Here is a 17,691-nt window from a genome sequence, read left to right on the forward strand (position 1 = left end):
CATGTTACAGATTGCCGATAAAACCTTTTCCTCCCGCCTGTTCACCGGCACCGGAAAATTCTCCTCCAGCCAGATGATGATCGACGCGATTCGCGCTTCTGGCTCACAGCTTGTCACCATGGCGATGAAACGCGTGGATTTACGTGGCCATCGTGATGACATTCTTCAGCCACTGCAGCAGGCGGGCGTGCATCTGCTGCCCAATACTTCCGGGGCGAAAACGGCAGAAGAAGCTATTTTTGCAGCACAGCTTGCCCGCGAAGCGCTGGGAACGAACTGGGTTAAGCTGGAAATTCATCCTGACGCCCGCTATTTACTCCCGGACCCGATTGAAACGCTGAAGGCCGCCGACGCTTTGGTCAAACAGGGATTTGTGGTGCTGCCGTACTGCGGCGCCGATCCTGTGCTCTGCAAACGTCTGGAGGAAGCTGGCTGTGCGGCCGTGATGCCGCTCGGCGCGCCCATCGGCTCAAATCAGGGTCTGCAAACCCGCGCGCTGCTGGAAATCATCATTGAGCAATCCCGCGTGCCTGTTGTTGTCGATGCGGGGATCGGTGCACCAAGCCATGCAGCCGAAGCGTTAGAAATGGGGGCTTCTGCCGTGCTGGTCAATACCGCCATAGCGGTCGCCCGTGACCCGGTACAAATGGCGCAGGCGTTTCGTCTGGCCGTGGAAGCCGGAAGCCTTGCGGCACAGGCCGGGTTAGGCTCTCGCCACCAGCAGGCTCAGGCCACCAGCCCGCTGACCAGTTTCCTGCAGTTTAGCGAGGAGAATGCCTGATGGCAGAAACCTTTACCGACCGCTGGCGTCAGCTGGACTGGGACGATATCTCCCTCAAAATTAACGGTAAAACGGCGGCAGATGTCGAACACGCGATTAACGCCCCCCGCCTGACGCGAGAAGACTTGATGGCTTTGCTTTCCCCTGCCGCCAGTCGTTACCTGGAGCCTCTTGCTCAGCGGGCGCAGCAGCTTACGCGTCAGCGCTTCGGCAACACGGTCAGTTTTTACGTGCCGCTCTATCTCTCTAACCTGTGCGCCAACGACTGTACTTACTGCGGCTTTTCCATGAGCAACAAGCTTAAGCGCAAAACGCTGGATGAAGCGGAGATTGAGCGGGAATGCGCGGCTATCCGTGCGCTGGGGTTCGAACACCTTTTGCTGGTGACCGGCGAGCACCAGTCCAAAGTCGGCATGGATTATTTCCGCCAGCATCTGCCGGCTATCCGCAGCCGCTTTAGTTCACTGCACATGGAAGTCCAGCCGCTGGACGAGCATGAGTATGCCGAACTCAAAACCCTCGGGCTTGATGGCGTGATGGTGTACCAAGAAACCTATCACCCGGCGACCTACGCCCAGCACCACCTGAAAGGCAACAAGCAGGATTTCTTCTGGCGGCTGGAAACGCCCGACAGGCTGGGCCGTGCGGGTATCGATAAAATCGGCCTTGGCGCGTTGATTGGGCTGTCGGGCAGCTGGCGTACCGACTGTTTTATGGTGGCCGAACACCTGCTTTGGCTACAGCAGCGCTACTGGCAAAGCCGATATTCTGTCTCCTTCCCGCGCCTGCGCCCGTGCACCGGCGGCGTAGAACCAGCCTCCATCATGACTGAGCAGCAGTTGGTGCAGACGATCTGTGCGTTCCGCCTGCTTGCGCCGGACGTGGAATTGTCGCTTTCTACCCGAGAATCACCGTGGTTCCGCGACCACGTGATCCCATTGGCGATTAACAACGTCAGCGCGTTTTCGAAAACACAGCCCGGCGGCTATGCCGATAATCACCCGGAACTTGAGCAGTTTGCCCCACACGATGGCAGAACGCCTCAGGAAGTTGCTGCCGTGCTCCGTCAGTCAGGTTTGCAGCCGGTCTGGAAGGACTGGGATCACTTTCTGGGAAGAAACGCGCAGTCCTGATGTAACACACGGCAAGGGGATGGATAAGTTTCGGTGTTTACCGAAAGAACGTCGATCGGTCGTTGTCGCTTCTCTGCCGTTCAAATACTGTCCTCCGGTCAGTTCAGATATCTGACCGGAGCGGCAGCAAACGCTTCCTCACGCCGCTCCGCCTTCGCAACTGCCGTCTTGATTCTTCGATAAAAAGCAAAAATGTAACCGGTTTCAGTTTTCTGCGGTTTCTTTTGTGATACCTGACACACAATCGGGTTAAAGCGGTTGTTGCCGCCCCCTCTGCCGGATAAATATCTCTGTATCCTTCGGACATTGAGAGCGAACTATGAAAAATATCGTGTTGTGTTGTGCTGCAGGTATGTCGACCAGCATTCTGGTTCAACGTATGGTTGATGCCGCACAAAAGAAAGGCATCGAGGTCTCAATCAAGGCTGTGCCCGTGGCAGAGTTTAAAGAGAACATCGAACGCGCCGACATCGTTCTGCTTGGTCCGCAGGTGAAATATGAGCAGGCCAAACTTCAGGCCCTTGCCGATCCTCTGGGTAAAAAAGTCGCCGTTATCGACATGATGGATTACGGTTTGATGAAAGGCGACGTGGTGCTTGATAAAGCCCTGAAAATGATGGAGTAAGATGTGGAAGATTTAGAATCAATTATTATGGAACTGCTGGTCAACGCCGGCAGCGCACGTAGCCAAGCCCTGACTGCTCTGCAGCTGGCACGTAAAGGTGACTTTGAGGGTGCCGAGAAGGCAATGGAAGAGTCACACGAATTCGTTAAACACGCCCATAAAATCCAGACCCAGCTGATTGGCCTGGATGAAGGCTCCGGCAAACTGCCGGTAAACCTGATTACCGTTCACTCTCAGGACCACCTGATGAACGCCATGGTCATTCAGGATCTGGCTACCGATATGATTGAGCTTTACCGCCGCCTGCCGCTGGTGAAATAAGTTCGCTCAGCCTCACCAGACAAAATGTCCGCATTGCGGGCATTTTGTTTTTCATCTACGTCTACTGCTAAAAGTCGAGATCTGCCTTTCGCCTTGTTTTGTGGCATAACACTGCATAAAGCCTTGAGCTGCATCGACAGAGATTACTATGCCCGCCATCCCACTGCCTTATTACACGTTAACCGTTCTCCTTCTTCTGCTGTTGAAGATCTTGTTTTCCAGGCATGAGGAATACCGTAATGCGGCGATATTCCTCTCGGGATGTGCAACCCTGATCCTGCTGTCGGCGCTACGGTGGACGTTTGATGCCGTCATTCTGCGCCAGCTCCAGTCTCTGGCCGCAATTGCGCTTCCGCCGCTGGCCTGGTACTGCTTCGCCAGTCTGACCAGGCAACGCGGTGGGCCAAAACATGCAGCCTACTGGCTTGCCCCTGCTTCAGCGCTGATCGTGAATCTTGCGGCGCCAGCGATGACAGATGTCGCGTTGATGTTCTTGTTCATCGGATATGGCTCTGCCTTGATCAAAATATCTCACCAGGGCGTTGATACCTTTATTTTCAGCCGGTTAAGCGACGCTAACATCACAGCATCAATGGCTTTTTTCGCAGGTTGCTTTCTTTGTTTTTCCGGCGGAATTGATTTCGCAATAGCGATAGATTTTCATTTTTTTGAAGGCGTACAGGCTCCGATATTGGTGGCGCTATCCCAGACGCTGCTACTGCCGTTTATCGGTATGGCTATTGTATTTAAGGGCCAAATGGCCCCACCACTAAAGGTGCTTAGCGATCAGAAAGACGCCGTATCAGAGCACAATGACGAGGATCTGGCGGCGCTATACCATCATATTGAGAAAACCCTTTTAGAAGATAATCTGTTTCTTGATCCCGACATTACGCTCAGCCTCATTGGAAAAGCATCCGGGATAGCGCCACGGCAGCTTTCACGGGCCGTAAATCAGATCTCCGGCTGCAATGTCTCTCAGTGGGTCAACGGGTTTCGCGTCAGGCACGCTCAAGCGCTGTTGCGAAATACCCGCTTCCCCGTGACCCAAATCATGCTGGACTCAGGTTTCTCAACAAAATCTCACTTCAATAAAGAATTTGCCCGCCTTAGCGGGTCAACTCCGACGGACTTCCGGCGTTTAGCGGGTGAAAATCCAGTGCCTGATTAACAAATTCGCCGATCTCATGACCAAGAGAAGCATGGATGGCAGCTCTGCTAACGGAGCCACCATCCTGGCAGACAATGCCTTCTCCCGGGTTTGCTTGCTCAATAAGTTCGGTAGCTCCAGGCTTACATAATTGCATAAAGCTGAAGTGCGTCGCCCCCGGGACGCTAACATCGCGGCGCTGTTTTTGAGGAATATAACTCGCCAGATAAGCCGACTCGAGACTGGCAGGTAATTCTTCGCTGTCCGACTGGGCAGACATGACCAAAACGGGGATTGATATTTGCGCCAGGCTGGCGGGTGAAAAACCTCGGGCCAGGCCAAGATCGAGCGAGACAATGGCTTTGATACGTGGATCACGAGCATTTTCCGACAATGGTGCCGCTGATTCCTGCCGGTCTATCCCTAAAATGTGCTGCAGTTTACAGCCAGACAATACTGAATGCAGTTTACAATCCTGTAAGAACCGGTCAGCGTCAAAGCGCCCACCAGCCAGTTCTATCACTGTCCAACCCCCTAATGAATGCCCTACGGCCGCGATGCGCTGCGGATCGATCTTCCCGGCAATTTCTGGCGAGGTCATCAATGCGTCCAATGCTCGCCGGAGGTCCTGAGGACGCTGCCAGAGCCGTTGCGCTTCGGCCTCATTTTTATTACCAAATGTTGTCCCAGGGTGATTCACCGCCGCAACAATATAGCCCTGAGCGGCCATCATACTTGCCAGCCAGTTCAGATTACGCCAGCTACCGCCATACCCATGGGAAAGCAGCAGCAACGGGTGCATTTCATTATCCGGGGTGGCGTTCAGCAACACGTGAGTTCCCATAAATACAACGTTATCGCCAACAAGCTCTGGATTACCCGTCTGCCGGGTCGGATACCAAACGGCCATTTCAAGAGGCCGGGCACTCTGTTCATCCAGTAGGTGCTGGCGAAAAGCGGTTTCACCATAGGCCGTTTGGCTGAACATACAAAACAAACTAAAAAGGAAAAAGATCCTTGACATTGTGATTCTCCAGTGAAGTAAACAGAGCGGCATTCTGTTTGTCTTCGCTGGGCGAATCGTCCTGAAACACGATCGAGAACCTGTTTTTCACCGGTTTCAGGCATAAAAAAACCCGCCGAAGCGGGTTTTTTATTTCAGGCGTATCGCACGATTACTCGTCGTTACCGCCCAGGCCTGCGTTCAGCAACTCTGCCAGGCTGGCAGAAGCATCTTCAGCAGTCACCTGAGGTGCCGCAGGGATTTCACCCGCTGCACGGCGACGCATACGATCCTGGTGGTACGCATAACCGGTACCGGCCGGGATAAGACGACCCACGATGACGTTCTCTTTCAGGCCGCGCAGTTCGTCGCGTTTGCCCGCAACGGCTGCTTCGGTCAGCACTCGAGTGGTCTCCTGGAACGATGCCGCGGAGATGAAGGACTCGGTTGCCAGAGAGGCTTTGGTGATACCCAGCAGATCGCGTGCAAAGGTCACGTTGATCTTGCCGTTCGCATCCAGTTCGCGGTTAGCGATCTTAATGCGGGAGTATTCAGCCTGCTCGCCTTCCAGGAAGTCGGAGCTGCCTGCGTTAACGATGGTGGCTTTACGCAGCATCTGACGAACGATAACTTCGATGTGTTTATCGTTAATCTTAACGCCTTGCAGACGGTAAACGTCCTGTACTTCGTTAGTAATGTAACGAGTTACAGCGTACACGCCACGCAGACGCAGGATATCGTGCGGAGACTCTGGACCATCGGAAACAACGTCACCACGTTCAACACGCTCGCCTTCGAACACGTTAAGCTGACGCCATTTCGGAATCATCTCTTCGTACGGCTCGCTACCGTCTACCGGGGTGATAACCAGACGACGCTTCCCTTTGGTTTCTTTACCGAAGGAAATGATGCCGCTGATTTCAGCCAGGATTGCTGGCTCTTTCGGACGACGGGCTTCGAACAGGTCAGCAACACGTGGCAGACCACCGGTAATATCCTTGGTACCGCTGGATTCTTGTGGAATACGCGCCAGGGCGTCACCGGAGCTGATCTGAATACCATCTTCCAGCTGAACAATCGCTTTACCCGGCAGGAAGTACTGAGCCGGCATATCGGTGCCAGGGATCAGAACGTCGTTGCCTTTAGCATCAACGATTTTCAGCGCTGGACGCAGGTCTTTACCACCCGCCGTACGCTCAGCAGAATCCAGAACGACCAGAGAGGACAGACCGGTCAGCTCGTCGGTCTGACGAGTAATGGTCTGGCCGTCGATCATGTCGGTAAAGCGAATGAAACCACTCACTTCCGAGATAACCGGCATGGTGTGTGGATCCCAGTTTGCTACGGTTTCACCGCCGGCAACCTGCTCGCCATCACCTTTCGCCATCACAGCACCGTAAGGCACTTTGTAGCTTTCTTTGGTACGACCGAATTCGTCGATCAGTTTCAGCTCGGTGTTACGAGAAGTGATAACCAGTTTACCGCTGGAGTTCACAACCGACTTCGCGTTGCTGAGTTTGATGCTACCTTTGTTCTTAACCTGAATGCTGGATTCAGCAGCAGAACGGGATGCCGCACCACCGATGTGGAACGTACGCATCGTCAGCTGTGTACCAGGTTCACCGATGGACTGTGCCGCGATAACCCCGATAGCTTCACCTTTGTTGATGATGTGACCACGTGCCAGGTCGCGACCGTAGCAGTGAGCACACACGCCAAAGTCAGTTTCGCAACCTACTACGGAACGGACTTTCACGCTGTCAACGGAGTTAGCTTCCAGCAGGTCACACCACTGTTCGTGCAGCAGCGTGTTGCGTGGAACCAGGATATCCGCAGTGCCAGGCTTCAGAATATCTTCAGCAGTCACACGACCCAGTACGCGATCGCGCAGCGGCTCTTTAACGTCGCCACCTTCGATTACTGGCGTCATGGTGATGCCTTCCAGGGTGCCACAGTCGTCTTCAGTAACGACCAGATCCTGGGCAACGTCTACCAGACGACGAGTCAGGTAACCGGAGTTCGCCGTTTTCAGTGCGGTATCCGCCAGACCTTTACGAGCACCGTGAGTGGAGATGAAGTACTGGAGTACGTTCAGACCTTCACGGAAGTTCGCGGTGATTGGCGTTTCGATGATGGAGCCATCTGGCTTAGCCATCAGGCCACGCATACCGGCCAGCTGACGAATCTGTGCTGCAGAACCACGAGCACCGGAGTCGGCCATCATGTAGATGCTGTTGAAGGAAACCTGCTGCTCTTCTACGCCGTCACGGTTAATCACGGTTTCGGTTTGCAGGTTATCCATCATCGCTTTGGATACACGATCGTTCGCCGCAGCCCAGATATCGATAACTTTGTTATAGCGTTCGCCAGCGGTAACCAGACCGGACTGGAACTGCTCTTGGATCTCAGCAACTTCAGCTTCCGCTTCGCTGATGATCTCGTATTTTTTCTCCGGGATGACCATGTCATCAATACCAACGGATGCACCTGAACGCGCTGCGTAAGCAAAGCCGGTGTACATCGTCTGGTCCGCAAAAATAACGGTCGGTTTCAGGCCCAGAATACGGTAACAGGTGTTCAGCATCTTAGAGATGGCCTTTTTACCCAGCGCCTGGTTGACGATGGAGAAAGGCAGACCTTTCGGTACGATCATCCACAGAATCGCACGACCAATGGTGGTGTCGATCAGGCTGGTTTTCGCAACGAATGTGCCCTGAGCATCTTTTTCATATTCGGTGATACGCACTTTAACGCGCGCATGCAGAGAGGCCAGGCCAGCGCGATAAATACGCTCAGCTTCTTTAGGGCCAGTCAGCACCATGCCTTCGCCTTTGGCGTTAACACAGTCACGGGTCATGTAGTACAGACCCAATACAACGTCCTGAGAAGGAACGATGATTGGCTCGCCGTTCGCTGGGGACAGGATGTTGTTGGTAGACATCATCAGCGCACGCGCTTCCAGCTGGGCTTCAAGCGTCAGCGGAACGTGTACTGCCATCTGGTCACCATCGAAGTCGGCGTTATATGCCGCACAAACCAGCGGGTGCAGCTGGATAGCTTTACCTTCGATCAGAACAGGTTCAAATGCCTGGATACCCAAACGGTGCAGGGTTGGTGCACGGTTCAGCAGTACCGGGTGTTCGCGGATAACTTCGTCCAGGATATCCCAAACGACAGCTTCTTCACGCTCAACCATTTTCTTAGCAGCTTTGATGGTGGTCGCGAGGCCACGCAGTTCCAGCTTGCCATAGATGAACGGTTTGAACAGCTCCAGTGCCATTTTCTTCGGCAGACCGCACTGATGCAGACGCAGGTATGGACCTACGGTGATTACAGAACGACCGGAGTAGTCAACACGTTTACCCAGCAGGTTCTGACGGAAACGACCCTGCTTACCTTTGATCATGTCGGCCAAAGATTTCAGAGGACGTTTGTTAGAGCCGGTGATGGCACGACCGCGACGGCCGTTATCCAGCAGAGCATCTACCGCTTCCTGCAGCATACGTTTTTCGTTACGTACGATGATGTCAGGAGCCGCCAGATCAAGCAGACGTTTCAGACGGTTGTTACGGTTGATCACGCGACGGTACAGATCGTTCAGATCTGAGGTTGCGAAACGACCACCATCCAGCGGTACCAGCGGACGCAGATCTGGCGGCAGAACCGGCAGAACGGTCAGGATCATCCACTCTGGTTTATTACCAGACTGAACGAACGCTTCCAGCAGCTTGATACGCTTGGTCAGCTTTTTACGTTTGGTTTCGGAGTTGGTTTCGTTCAGCTCTTCGCGCAGAGTTTCACACTCTTGCTCCAGATCCATGCTCTTCAGCAGGGCCTGAATAGCTTCCGCACCCATCTTCGCATCGAATTCGTCACCGAACTCTTCCAGCGCATCCAGATACTGCTCTTCAGTCAGGATCTGACGGCGCTCAAGGTTGGTCATCCCGCCTTCGATAACAACATAAGATTCAAAGTACAGCACGCGCTCGATATCACGCAGCGGCATATCCAGCAGCAGGCCGATACGAGATGGCAGAGACTTCAGGAACCAAATGTGGGCAGTTGGAGAAGCCAGTTCGATGTGGCCCATACGCTCACGACGAACTTTAGTCTGGGTAACTTCTACGCCACACTTCTCACAAATGACACCACGGTGCTTCAGGCGCTTGTACTTACCGCACAGGCACTCGTAGTCTTTCACTGGCCCAAAAATACGGGCGCAGAACAGACCGTCACGCTCAGGCTTGAACGTACGGTAGTTGATGGTTTCCGGCTTTTTAACTTCACCGAAAGACCATGAACGGATCATGTCTGGCGATGCCAGAGCAATTTTGATCGCATCAAACTCTTCGGTTTTAGTTTGCGCTTTCAGAAACTTTAATAAGTCTTTCACGGATTTGCTCCCGTCGGAGTTAGCACTCTGTGATGCCCGGCGTTAGCCGGGCACCCTGGACCTTTTGAGCAACGATTACTCGTCTTCCAGCTCGATGTTGATACCCAGCGAACGGATCTCTTTCAACAGAACGTTGAAGGATTCCGGCATGCCCGGTTCCATCTGATGATTGCCATCCACGATGTTCTTATACATCTTGGTACGGCCGTTCACGTCATCAGACTTAACGGTCAGCATTTCCTGCAGGGTATATGCAGCGCCATATGCTTCAAGCGCCCACACTTCCATCTCACCGAAGCGCTGGCCACCGAACTGAGCCTTACCACCCAGCGGCTGCTGAGTAACCAGGCTGTAAGAACCGGTAGAACGCGCGTGCATCTTGTCATCAACCAAGTGGTTCAGTTTCAGCATGTACATGTAACCGACGGTTACCTGACGCTCAAACTGTTCACCGGTACGGCCGTCGAACAGGGTAATCTGACCAGAAGATGGCAGACCGCCCAGTTGCAGCAGCTCTTTGATTTCCGACTCTTTTGCACCGTCGAATACCGGAGTAGCAATCGGCATACCTTTTTTCAGGTTTTCAGCCAGACGCAGAACTTCTTCGTCGGTGAAGGTATTCAGATCAACCTTCTGACGAACGTCTGTACCCAAGTCATACGCTTTCTGGATGAATTCGCGCAGTTTCGCGACTTCCTGCTGCTGTTTCAGCATAGCGTTGATCTTCTCGCCAATGCCTTTCGCAGCCATACCCAAGTGGGTTTCCAGGATCTGACCGATGTTCATACGAGATGGTACGCCCAGCGGGTTCAGTACGATGTCTACCGGCGTGCCGTTTTCATCGTATGGCATATCTTCGATCGGGTTGATCTTGGAGATAACACCTTTGTTCCCGTGACGACCTGCCATCTTGTCACCAGGCTGAATCTGACGTTTAACGGCCAGATACACTTTCACGATTTTCAGCACGCCAGGTGCCAGGTCATCGCCCTGAGTGATTTTGCGGCGCTTAGCTTCGAGTTTCTTCTCAAACTCGTGCTTCAGCTCGTCGTACTGCTCTGCCAGCTGCTCCAGCTGGTTTTGCTTCTCTTCGTCGGTCAGGCCCAGTTCCAGCCAGCGGTCACGTGGCAGTTTGTCGAGCTTGTCAGCTTCAACGCCACCAGAAACCAGCACGGCATAGATACGGCTGAACAGACCCGCTTCGAGGATTTGCAGTTCTTCAGACAGGTCTTTCTTAGCCTGCTTCAGCTGCATCTCTTCGATTTCCAGCGCACGTTTGTCTTTTTCCACGCCATCGCGGGTGAAGACCTGAACGTCGATAACAGTACCGGAAACGCCGTTTGGTACGCGCAGGGAAGAGTCTTTAACGTCAGACGCTTTCTCACCGAAGATTGCGCGCAGCAGTTTTTCTTCTGGTGTCAGCTGGGTTTCACCTTTCGGTGTTACCTTACCAACCAGAATGTCACCGCCGGTCACTTCAGCACCGATGTACACGATACCGGATTCATCCAGTTTGGAGAGCGCAGCTTCACCCACGTTAGGGATATCAGCGGTGATCTCTTCTGGCCCCAGTTTGGTGTCACGAGACACACAAGCCAGTTCCTGAATGTGGATGGTGGTGAAACGGTCTTCCTGAACAACACGCTCGGATACGAGGATGGAGTCTTCGAAGTTGTAGCCGTTCCACGGCATGAACGCTACGCGCATGTTCTGGCCAAGCGCCAGTTCACCGAGGTCGGTAGACGGACCGTCTGCCAGCACGTCGCCACGTTCGATTGGCTCGCCCAGGGACACACACGGCATCTGGTTGATGCAGGTGTTCTGGTTAGAACGGGTGTACTTGGTCAGGTTGTAGATGTCGATACCCGCTTCGCCTGGGTACATCTCGTCTTCATTAACTTTGATAACGATACGGGATGCATCAACGTACTGAACGGTACCGCCACGTTTGGCTACGGCAGTAACACCGGAGTCAACGGCTACAGCGCGTTCCATACCGGTACCAACCAGCGGCTTATCAGCACGCAGAGTTGGAACCGCCTGACGTTGCATGTTCGCACCCATCAAGGCACGGTTGGCGTCATCGTGTTCCAGGAACGGGATCAGGGACGCACCGACGGAAACCACCTGCTGGGTGGAAACGTCCATGTAGTCAACCTGGTCATTGCTGAACAAGCTGGATTCGCCTTTGCTACGGCAGGTAACGAGGTCGTCTACGAAACGGCCTTCTTCGTTCAGGTTGGTGTTCGCCTGAGCGATGACGTAGTTACCTTCTTCGATAGCAGACAGGTAATGAATTTCGTCGGTCACAACGCCGTCAACAACGCGACGATACGGAGTCTCAAGGAAGCCGTATTCGTTAGTCTGTGCGTACACGGACAGGGAGTTGATCAGACCGATGTTTGGACCTTCAGGGGTCTCGATTGGACACACACGACCGTAGTGGGTTGGGTGTACGTCACGTACTTCGAAGCCCGCGCGCTCACGGGTCAGACCGCCTGGGCCCAACGCGGAGATACGACGTTTATGCGTAATCTCGGACAGCGGGTTGTTCTGGTCCATGAACTGAGACAGCTGGCTGGAACCGAAGAACTCTTTTACTGCCGCAGAGATTGGCTTAGCGTTGATCATGTCCTGAGGCATCAGGGTATCCAGATCGCCCAGAGACAGACGCTCTTTCACCGCACGCTCAACACGCACCAGGCCAACGCGGAATTGGTTTTCCGCCATTTCGCCTACGGAACGGATACGACGGTTGCCGAGGTGGTCAATATCATCTACTTCGCCCTGTCCATTACGAATACCGATCAGCTTGCGCATAACTTCGATGATGTCATCTTTGCTCAGGATACCGGAGCCTTCGATTTCATCACGCAGCAGAGAACGGTTGAACTTCATACGACCTACCGCAGACAGGTCATAGCGGTCTTCGGAGAAGAACAGGTTCTCGAACAGGCTTTCAGCTGCTTCACGCGTTGGTGGCTCACCAGGACGCATCATACGGTAGATTTCAACCAGCGCACTCAGGCGGTCATTGGTTGGATCGACACGTACGGTCTCGGAGATATAGGCACCATGATCAAGATCGTTGGTGAACAGCGTTTCAATACGTTTATGGCCTGACTGGCTCAGTTTGGCCAGCAGATCCAAAGACAGTTCCATGTTCGCCGGGCAAATCAGTTCGCCGGTAGAAGCATCAACGTAGTCTTTAGCCGCAACTTTACCGGCGATGTACTCAACAGGAACTTCGATATGTTTGATATCGTCTTTTTCCAGTTGGCGAATGTGGCGCGCGGTGATGCGGCGGCCTTTTTCAACGTACACTTTGCCGTCAGCTTCGATGTCGAAGGACGCGGTTTCGCCACGCAGGCGCTCCGGTACCAGCTCCATCTGCAGCTTGTTGTCACGGATTTCGAAATTAACTTTCTCAAAGAACAGGTCAAGGATCTGCTCAGTGGTGTAGTTCAGTGCGCGCAGGATGATGGTCGCAGGCAGTTTGCGGCGACGGTCAATACGCACGAACAGGTTATCTTTCGGGTCGAATTCGAAGTCCAGCCAGGAACCACGGTAAGGGATGATACGTGCGTTATACAGCACCTTCCCTGAAGAGTGGGTCTTACCTTTGTCACTATCGAAGAACACACCCGGGCTACGGTGAAGCTGAGAAACGATAACGCGCTCAGTACCGTTGATAACGAAAGTCCCGTTGTCGGTCATGAGCGGAATCTCGCCCATGTACACTTCTTGCTCTTTGATGTCTTTAACGGTGCCTTCCGGCGCTTCGCGCTCGTAGATCACCAGACGCAGTTTCACACGTAGCGGAGCAGAATACGTCACGCCACGGATTTGACATTCTTTAACGTCAAATACAGGTTCGCCCAAGCGATAGCTCACATACTGCAGCTCGGAGTTGCCGCTGTAGCTTGCGATCGGGAATACGGAGCGGAAAGCAGCTTCCAGGCCGTACTGTCCTTCGGGATCTTGCTCGATAAACTTCTGGAACGAGTCAAGCTGGATAGAAAGGAGATAAGGAATGTCCAGTACTTGTGGACGCTTTCCAAAATCCTTACGAATACGTTTTTTCTCGGTATAGGAGTAAACCATTAGGGTTCCTCAGCTCGCTGACAAGTCGACCCATCTGCCCGTCGAAAGGGGCAGTTTATGCAACACTATTTTGTGGACCGGAAAGTGGAACACTCCCCGCAATACCTGTTTCTATCACTCTTAAACCATTTCATTGCGCTTTACCCCGGAACTCCCGGCGTAGAAAGTCGCAGTATATTAAGGCGTCGATAGAGACATGCATTGAATGGAAACCAGCAGACAAACAGTGTGAAACACTGCTGGTACCCTACAGCGCAAAAAGGCTGGTGACTAAAAAGTCACCAGCCATCAGCCTAATTACTTAGGCTGCAACCGGAAAGGTTGGCTTATTTAACTTCAACTTCAGCGCCAGCTTCTTCCAGAGATTTTTTCAGAGCTTCTGCGTCGTCTTTGCTGATGCCTTCTTTCAGAACGGCATTCGGGGTTTCTGCCAGGTCTTTAGCTTCTTTCAGACCCAGGCCAGTTGCGCCACGAACTGCTTTGATTACGGCAACTTTGTTAGCGCCAGCAGATTTCAGAATAACGTCGAACTCAGTTTTTTCTTCAGCAGCTTCAGCTGGGCCAGCAGCAACAGCTACAGCAGCAGCAGCAGAAACACCGAATTTTTCTTCCATTGCAGAGATCAGTTCTACAACGTCCATTACGGACATAGCGGATACTGCTTCAATGATTTGATCTTTAGTGATAGACATTTAAATTGTTCCTGAATATCAGAATAAGTTTATACGTAAGCGAATACTTGATAAAGAAAACTGCGATTAAGCAGCTTCTTTCGCATCGCGTACAGCAGCCAGAGTACGAACCAGTTTGCCAGCCGAAGCTTCTTTCATGGTTGCCATCAGGCGTGCAATTGCTTCTTCGTAGGTCGGCAGAGTTGCCAGGCGGTCGATTTGGGACGCCGGGATCAGCTCACCTTCAAAGGCAGCGGCTTTGACCTCAAATTTTGCATTCGCTTTAGCGAACTCTTTGAACAGACGAGCAGCAGCGCCCGGGTGTTCCATAGAGTATGCAATCAGGGTCGGACCAACGAACGCGTCTTTCAGGCACTCGAACTGAGTACCTTCAACAACACGGCGCAGCAGGGTGTTACGAACAACACGCATGTAAACGCCGGCTTCGCGACCTGCTTTACGCAGTTCGGTCATTTTATCTACAGTAACGCCACGGGAATCCGCAACTACTGCAGACAGCGCGCCTTTGGCTACTTCGCTGACTTCAGCAACAATCGCTTGTTTGTCTTGAAGATTTAAAGCCATTAGCTTTTGCTCCTGGGTTTTAGCCGGGACGAAACGTCCCGAAACTCACTTCGCACTTAACCAAAATGGAAAAGTGCGTCTACATACGGTGAGCAGAAACAAGCTAAAGACTATCTAAAAATATTCTTCAGGTTCTGTCACCGTCTACGCAGGCAATTAAGTCTCTTGCGAAACACCTGCGGTCTTGGACGGAGGCCTGGATAAGGCCAGGCTCCAACCGAAAATTCTTTGTGCTCTGCCTAAACAGAACAACGGGCGTAAGATAATAGACTAATCTTTCGCCCGCGTAAAGGCGATTATTAGTTCGCCACAGCAGCAGTCAGACCGGACTGGTCAACCGCAACACCTGCACCCATGGTGGTGGAGATGCTAACTTTCTTGATGTACACGCCTTTCGCCTGAGATGGTTTTGCTTTTTTCAGCGCAACCAGCAGAGATTCCAGGTTTTCTTTCAGTTTGTCAGCGTCAAAGTCCACTTTACCGATGGTGGTGTGGATGATGCCGTTTTTGTCGTTACGGTAACGAACCTGGCCTGCTTTAGCATTTTTAACTGCTTCAGCAACGTTAGGAGTTACGGTACCCACTTTCGGGTTTGGCATCAGGCCGCGTGGACCCAGAACCTGGCCCAGCTGGCCAACAACGCGCATTGCATCCGGAGATGCGATAACAACGTCGAAGTTCATTTCGCCTTTCTTGATCTGGTCAGCCAGATCTTCCATACCTACCAGCTCTGCGCCAGCAGCTTTAGCTGCTTCAGCGTTAGGGCCCTGAGCAAATACGGCTACGCGAACGGAACGGCCAGTACCGTGTGGCAGTACAGTTGCACCACGAACGTTCTGGTCAGATTTACGAGCATCGATGCCCAGGTTAACAGCAACGTCAACGCTTTCAACGAACTTAGCGGTAGCCAGTTCTTTCAGCAGAGCGATAGCTTCGTTGATGTCGTACTGTTTGGTCGCATCAACTTTGTCACGGATCACGGACATGCGCTTGGTCAGTTTAGCCATTTCTTAGTCCTCCACTACCAGGCCCATGGAACGTGCAGTACCTTCAATGGAGCGAGTCATCGCTTCAATGTCGGAACCAGTCATGTCGGCAGCTTTGGTCTGCGCGATTTCCTGCAGCTGAGCGCGGGAAACTTTACCCACTTTGTCTTTGTTCGGCTTACCGGAACCAGACTTGATACCAGCCGCTTTCTTCAGCAGAACTGCTGCTGGAGGGGTTTTGGTAACGAAAGTGAAAGAACGGTCAGCGTAAACGGTAATAACAACCGGAATTGGCAGACCTTTTTCCAGGGATTCAGTTTTTGCGTTGAACGCTTTACAGAATTCCATGATGTTCACACCCTGCTGACCCAGAGCTGGACCAACTGGTGGACTTGGGTTCGCCATACCAGCTGCAACCTGCAGCTTGACGTAGGCTTGTACTTTCTTAGCCATTCTAAAATCCTCTGATTGGGTGATAACGCCTCAAGAAGGCTCCCCGTGAATAAACGTCTTACGTGTACTGGACACATAAAAACAAAAGGCGCGAAATTGTATGCCAATTTCGCGCCCTTTGCAATGAATAATCGCTGCTTAAACGATCAAATTATCAGGCTTTTTCCACCTGAGCAAAATCCAGCTCAACCGGTGTTGCACGACCAAAGATGGAAACGGAAACCTTCAGGCGGCTCTTCTCGTAATCCACTTCTTCCACTACACCGTTGAAGTCCGCAAATGGACCGTCATTAACACGAACCATTTCACCTGGTTCAAACAGCGTTTTCGGACGCGGCTTGTCACCCACCTGCTGCAGGCGGTTCATGATCGCATCAACTTCTTTATCGCTGATTGGGGCTGGACGATCGGAAGTCCCGCCGATGAAACCCATTACGCGCGGAACGCTACGCACCAGGTGCCAGCTCGCGTCGTTCATCACCATCTGGACCAGAACGTAACCTGGGAAAAATTTACGTTCGCTCTTACGGCGTTGGCCACCGCGGATTTCAACAACCTCTTCGGTTGGAACCATCACTTCGCCAAACAGCTCTTCCATATTATGGAGTTTGATATGTTCGCGCAGCGACGTGGCTACACGACCTTCAAAACCGGAAAACGCCTGAACGACGTACCAACGCTTTTTAGGGGCTTCAGACATCTCAGAACCTCAGGCCAGTAATAAAAGATACCAGGCGGACCAGAATACCATCCAGCCCCCACAGAATCAGTGACATCACAGCGGTAACCGCTGCCACGATTAAAGTGGTGTGCAGAGTTTCCTGGCGAGTAGGCCAAATAACCTTACGTACTTCCGTTCTTGCTTCACGAGCAAACGCTACGGTTGCCTTGCCTTTTACCGTCAGCAGCGCAACACCACCTGCGGCTGCAATCAGAATAACCACAGCCAGTGCACGAAGCGGCAGAGTGATATCACGATAAATGTAGTTGCCCACGATTGCCACGAGCAGCAAAACGACTACTGCCAGCCACTTCATCGCTTCGAGGCCACGCCCGCTCCCTTGAGCTTCGGTATTCGCACTCATAAACCAACCTGTCACAATAAATCAGACAAACACTTTTGCCCCGCCACTGCGAGGCAAACCAAACCGAATGGCTCTTTTCAGACACTACCCGGCATAAACGCCATCTTCAGAGCCTGTCTCAGCAATGATTATCGGTAAAAAATCACTGATGAGCCAGGTTCTGGTTCGAAAGCGTACAAAAAGGGCATCAAATGATGCCCTCTTCTTGTGCATTGCGTCAAATGTTATCAGCGATTAAGCGATAACTTTAGCAACAACGCCAGCACCAACGGTACGGCCACCTTCACGGATTGCGAAACGCAGACCGTCGTCCATCGCGATTGGGTGGATCAGGGTAACAACCATTTTGATGTTGTCGCCTGGCATTACCATCTCTACACCTTCTGGCAGTTCGATGGTAC

The 17,691-nt window shown here is 52.6% G+C and carries 15 protein-coding genes; 5 read left to right on the top strand and 10 right to left on the bottom strand.

The window, feature by feature from the left end:
- Position 1: 1 nt before the first annotated feature.
- From thiG to ACR6JA_RS12585, 5 genes are all read left to right on the top strand, one after another.
- Entirely contained in the window at positions 2–781 is a 780-nt protein-coding gene (gene thiG, locus ACR6JA_RS12565; RefSeq protein WP_494494412.1) for a thiazole synthase, read from the top strand.
- Positions 781–1,914: a 2-iminoacetate synthase ThiH gene (gene thiH, locus ACR6JA_RS12570; protein WP_213717016.1), complete on the top strand. Its 1,134-nt coding sequence runs from the start codon at positions 781–783 to the stop codon at positions 1,912–1,914. Before thiG ends, thiH begins: the two co-directional genes overlap by 1 nt.
- 319 nt (positions 1,915–2,233) lie before the next feature.
- Positions 2,234–2,539: a PTS sugar transporter subunit IIB gene (locus ACR6JA_RS12575; protein ID WP_008460154.1), complete on the top strand. Its 306-nt coding sequence runs from the start codon at positions 2,234–2,236 to the stop codon at positions 2,537–2,539.
- A 3-nt stretch (positions 2,540–2,542) separates the two neighbouring features.
- Positions 2,543–2,860, top strand: coding sequence for a PTS lactose/cellobiose transporter subunit IIA (locus ACR6JA_RS12580; RefSeq protein WP_008460153.1), 318 nt, complete (start codon positions 2,543–2,545; stop codon positions 2,858–2,860).
- Between the two features lie 148 nt (positions 2,861–3,008).
- Positions 3,009–4,031, top strand: coding sequence for a helix-turn-helix domain-containing protein (locus tag ACR6JA_RS12585; RefSeq protein WP_494494411.1), 1,023 nt, complete (start codon positions 3,009–3,011; stop codon positions 4,029–4,031).
- On the opposite strand, the gene ACR6JA_RS12590 is transcribed toward ACR6JA_RS12585, so the two are convergent.
- The 10 genes from ACR6JA_RS12590 to ACR6JA_RS12635 all read right to left on the bottom strand — a co-directional run.
- On the bottom strand, positions 3,970–5,034 hold the full coding sequence (locus ACR6JA_RS12590) for an alpha/beta hydrolase family protein (protein ID WP_494494410.1): 1,065 nt from the start codon (positions 5,032–5,034) through the stop codon (positions 3,970–3,972). The two genes, ACR6JA_RS12585 and ACR6JA_RS12590, sit on opposite strands and share 62 nt — an antisense overlap.
- Positions 5,035–5,185: 151 nt before the next feature.
- Positions 5,186–9,406, bottom strand: coding sequence for a DNA-directed RNA polymerase subunit beta' (gene rpoC / locus ACR6JA_RS12595; RefSeq protein ID WP_039299359.1), 4,221 nt, complete (start codon positions 9,404–9,406; stop codon positions 5,186–5,188).
- Between the two features lie 75 nt (positions 9,407–9,481).
- On the bottom strand, positions 9,482–13,510 hold the full coding sequence (rpoB, locus tag ACR6JA_RS12600; RefSeq protein WP_008460151.1) for a DNA-directed RNA polymerase subunit beta: 4,029 nt from the start codon (positions 13,508–13,510) through the stop codon (positions 9,482–9,484).
- A gap of 326 nt (positions 13,511–13,836) precedes the next feature.
- Positions 13,837–14,202 (bottom strand): 50S ribosomal protein L7/L12, encoded by a 366-nt coding sequence (rplL, locus tag ACR6JA_RS12605; RefSeq protein ID WP_008460150.1) that lies wholly within the window; start codon positions 14,200–14,202, stop codon positions 13,837–13,839.
- Between the two features lie 66 nt (positions 14,203–14,268).
- On the bottom strand, positions 14,269–14,766 hold the full coding sequence (gene rplJ, locus ACR6JA_RS12610) for a 50S ribosomal protein L10 (RefSeq protein WP_002438625.1): 498 nt from the start codon (positions 14,764–14,766) through the stop codon (positions 14,269–14,271).
- A 299-nt stretch (positions 14,767–15,065) separates the two neighbouring features.
- The gene (rplA, locus tag ACR6JA_RS12615) at positions 15,066–15,773 is read right to left on the bottom strand and encodes a 50S ribosomal protein L1 (RefSeq protein WP_008460148.1); all 708 of its coding nucleotides are present in this window, start codon (positions 15,771–15,773) and stop codon (positions 15,066–15,068) included.
- 3 nt (positions 15,774–15,776) lie between these two features.
- Positions 15,777–16,205, bottom strand: coding sequence for a 50S ribosomal protein L11 (gene rplK / locus ACR6JA_RS12620; protein WP_008460147.1), 429 nt, complete (start codon positions 16,203–16,205; stop codon positions 15,777–15,779).
- 154 nt (positions 16,206–16,359) lie between these two features.
- Positions 16,360–16,905 (bottom strand): transcription termination/antitermination protein NusG, encoded by a 546-nt coding sequence (gene nusG, locus ACR6JA_RS12625; protein WP_003862341.1) that lies wholly within the window; start codon positions 16,903–16,905, stop codon positions 16,360–16,362.
- A gap of 1 nt (position 16,906) precedes the next feature.
- Positions 16,907–17,290, bottom strand: a complete 384-nt coding sequence (secE, locus tag ACR6JA_RS12630; protein WP_008460146.1) for a preprotein translocase subunit SecE — start codon at positions 17,288–17,290, stop codon at positions 16,907–16,909.
- A gap of 234 nt (positions 17,291–17,524) precedes the next feature.
- On the bottom strand, positions 17,525–17,691 hold a 167-nt coding region (locus ACR6JA_RS12635; RefSeq protein ID WP_494599140.1), incomplete at its 5' end, for an EF-Tu C-terminal domain-related protein.

The sequence above is a fragment of the Cedecea sp. B1(4) genome, assembly GCF_059414925.1.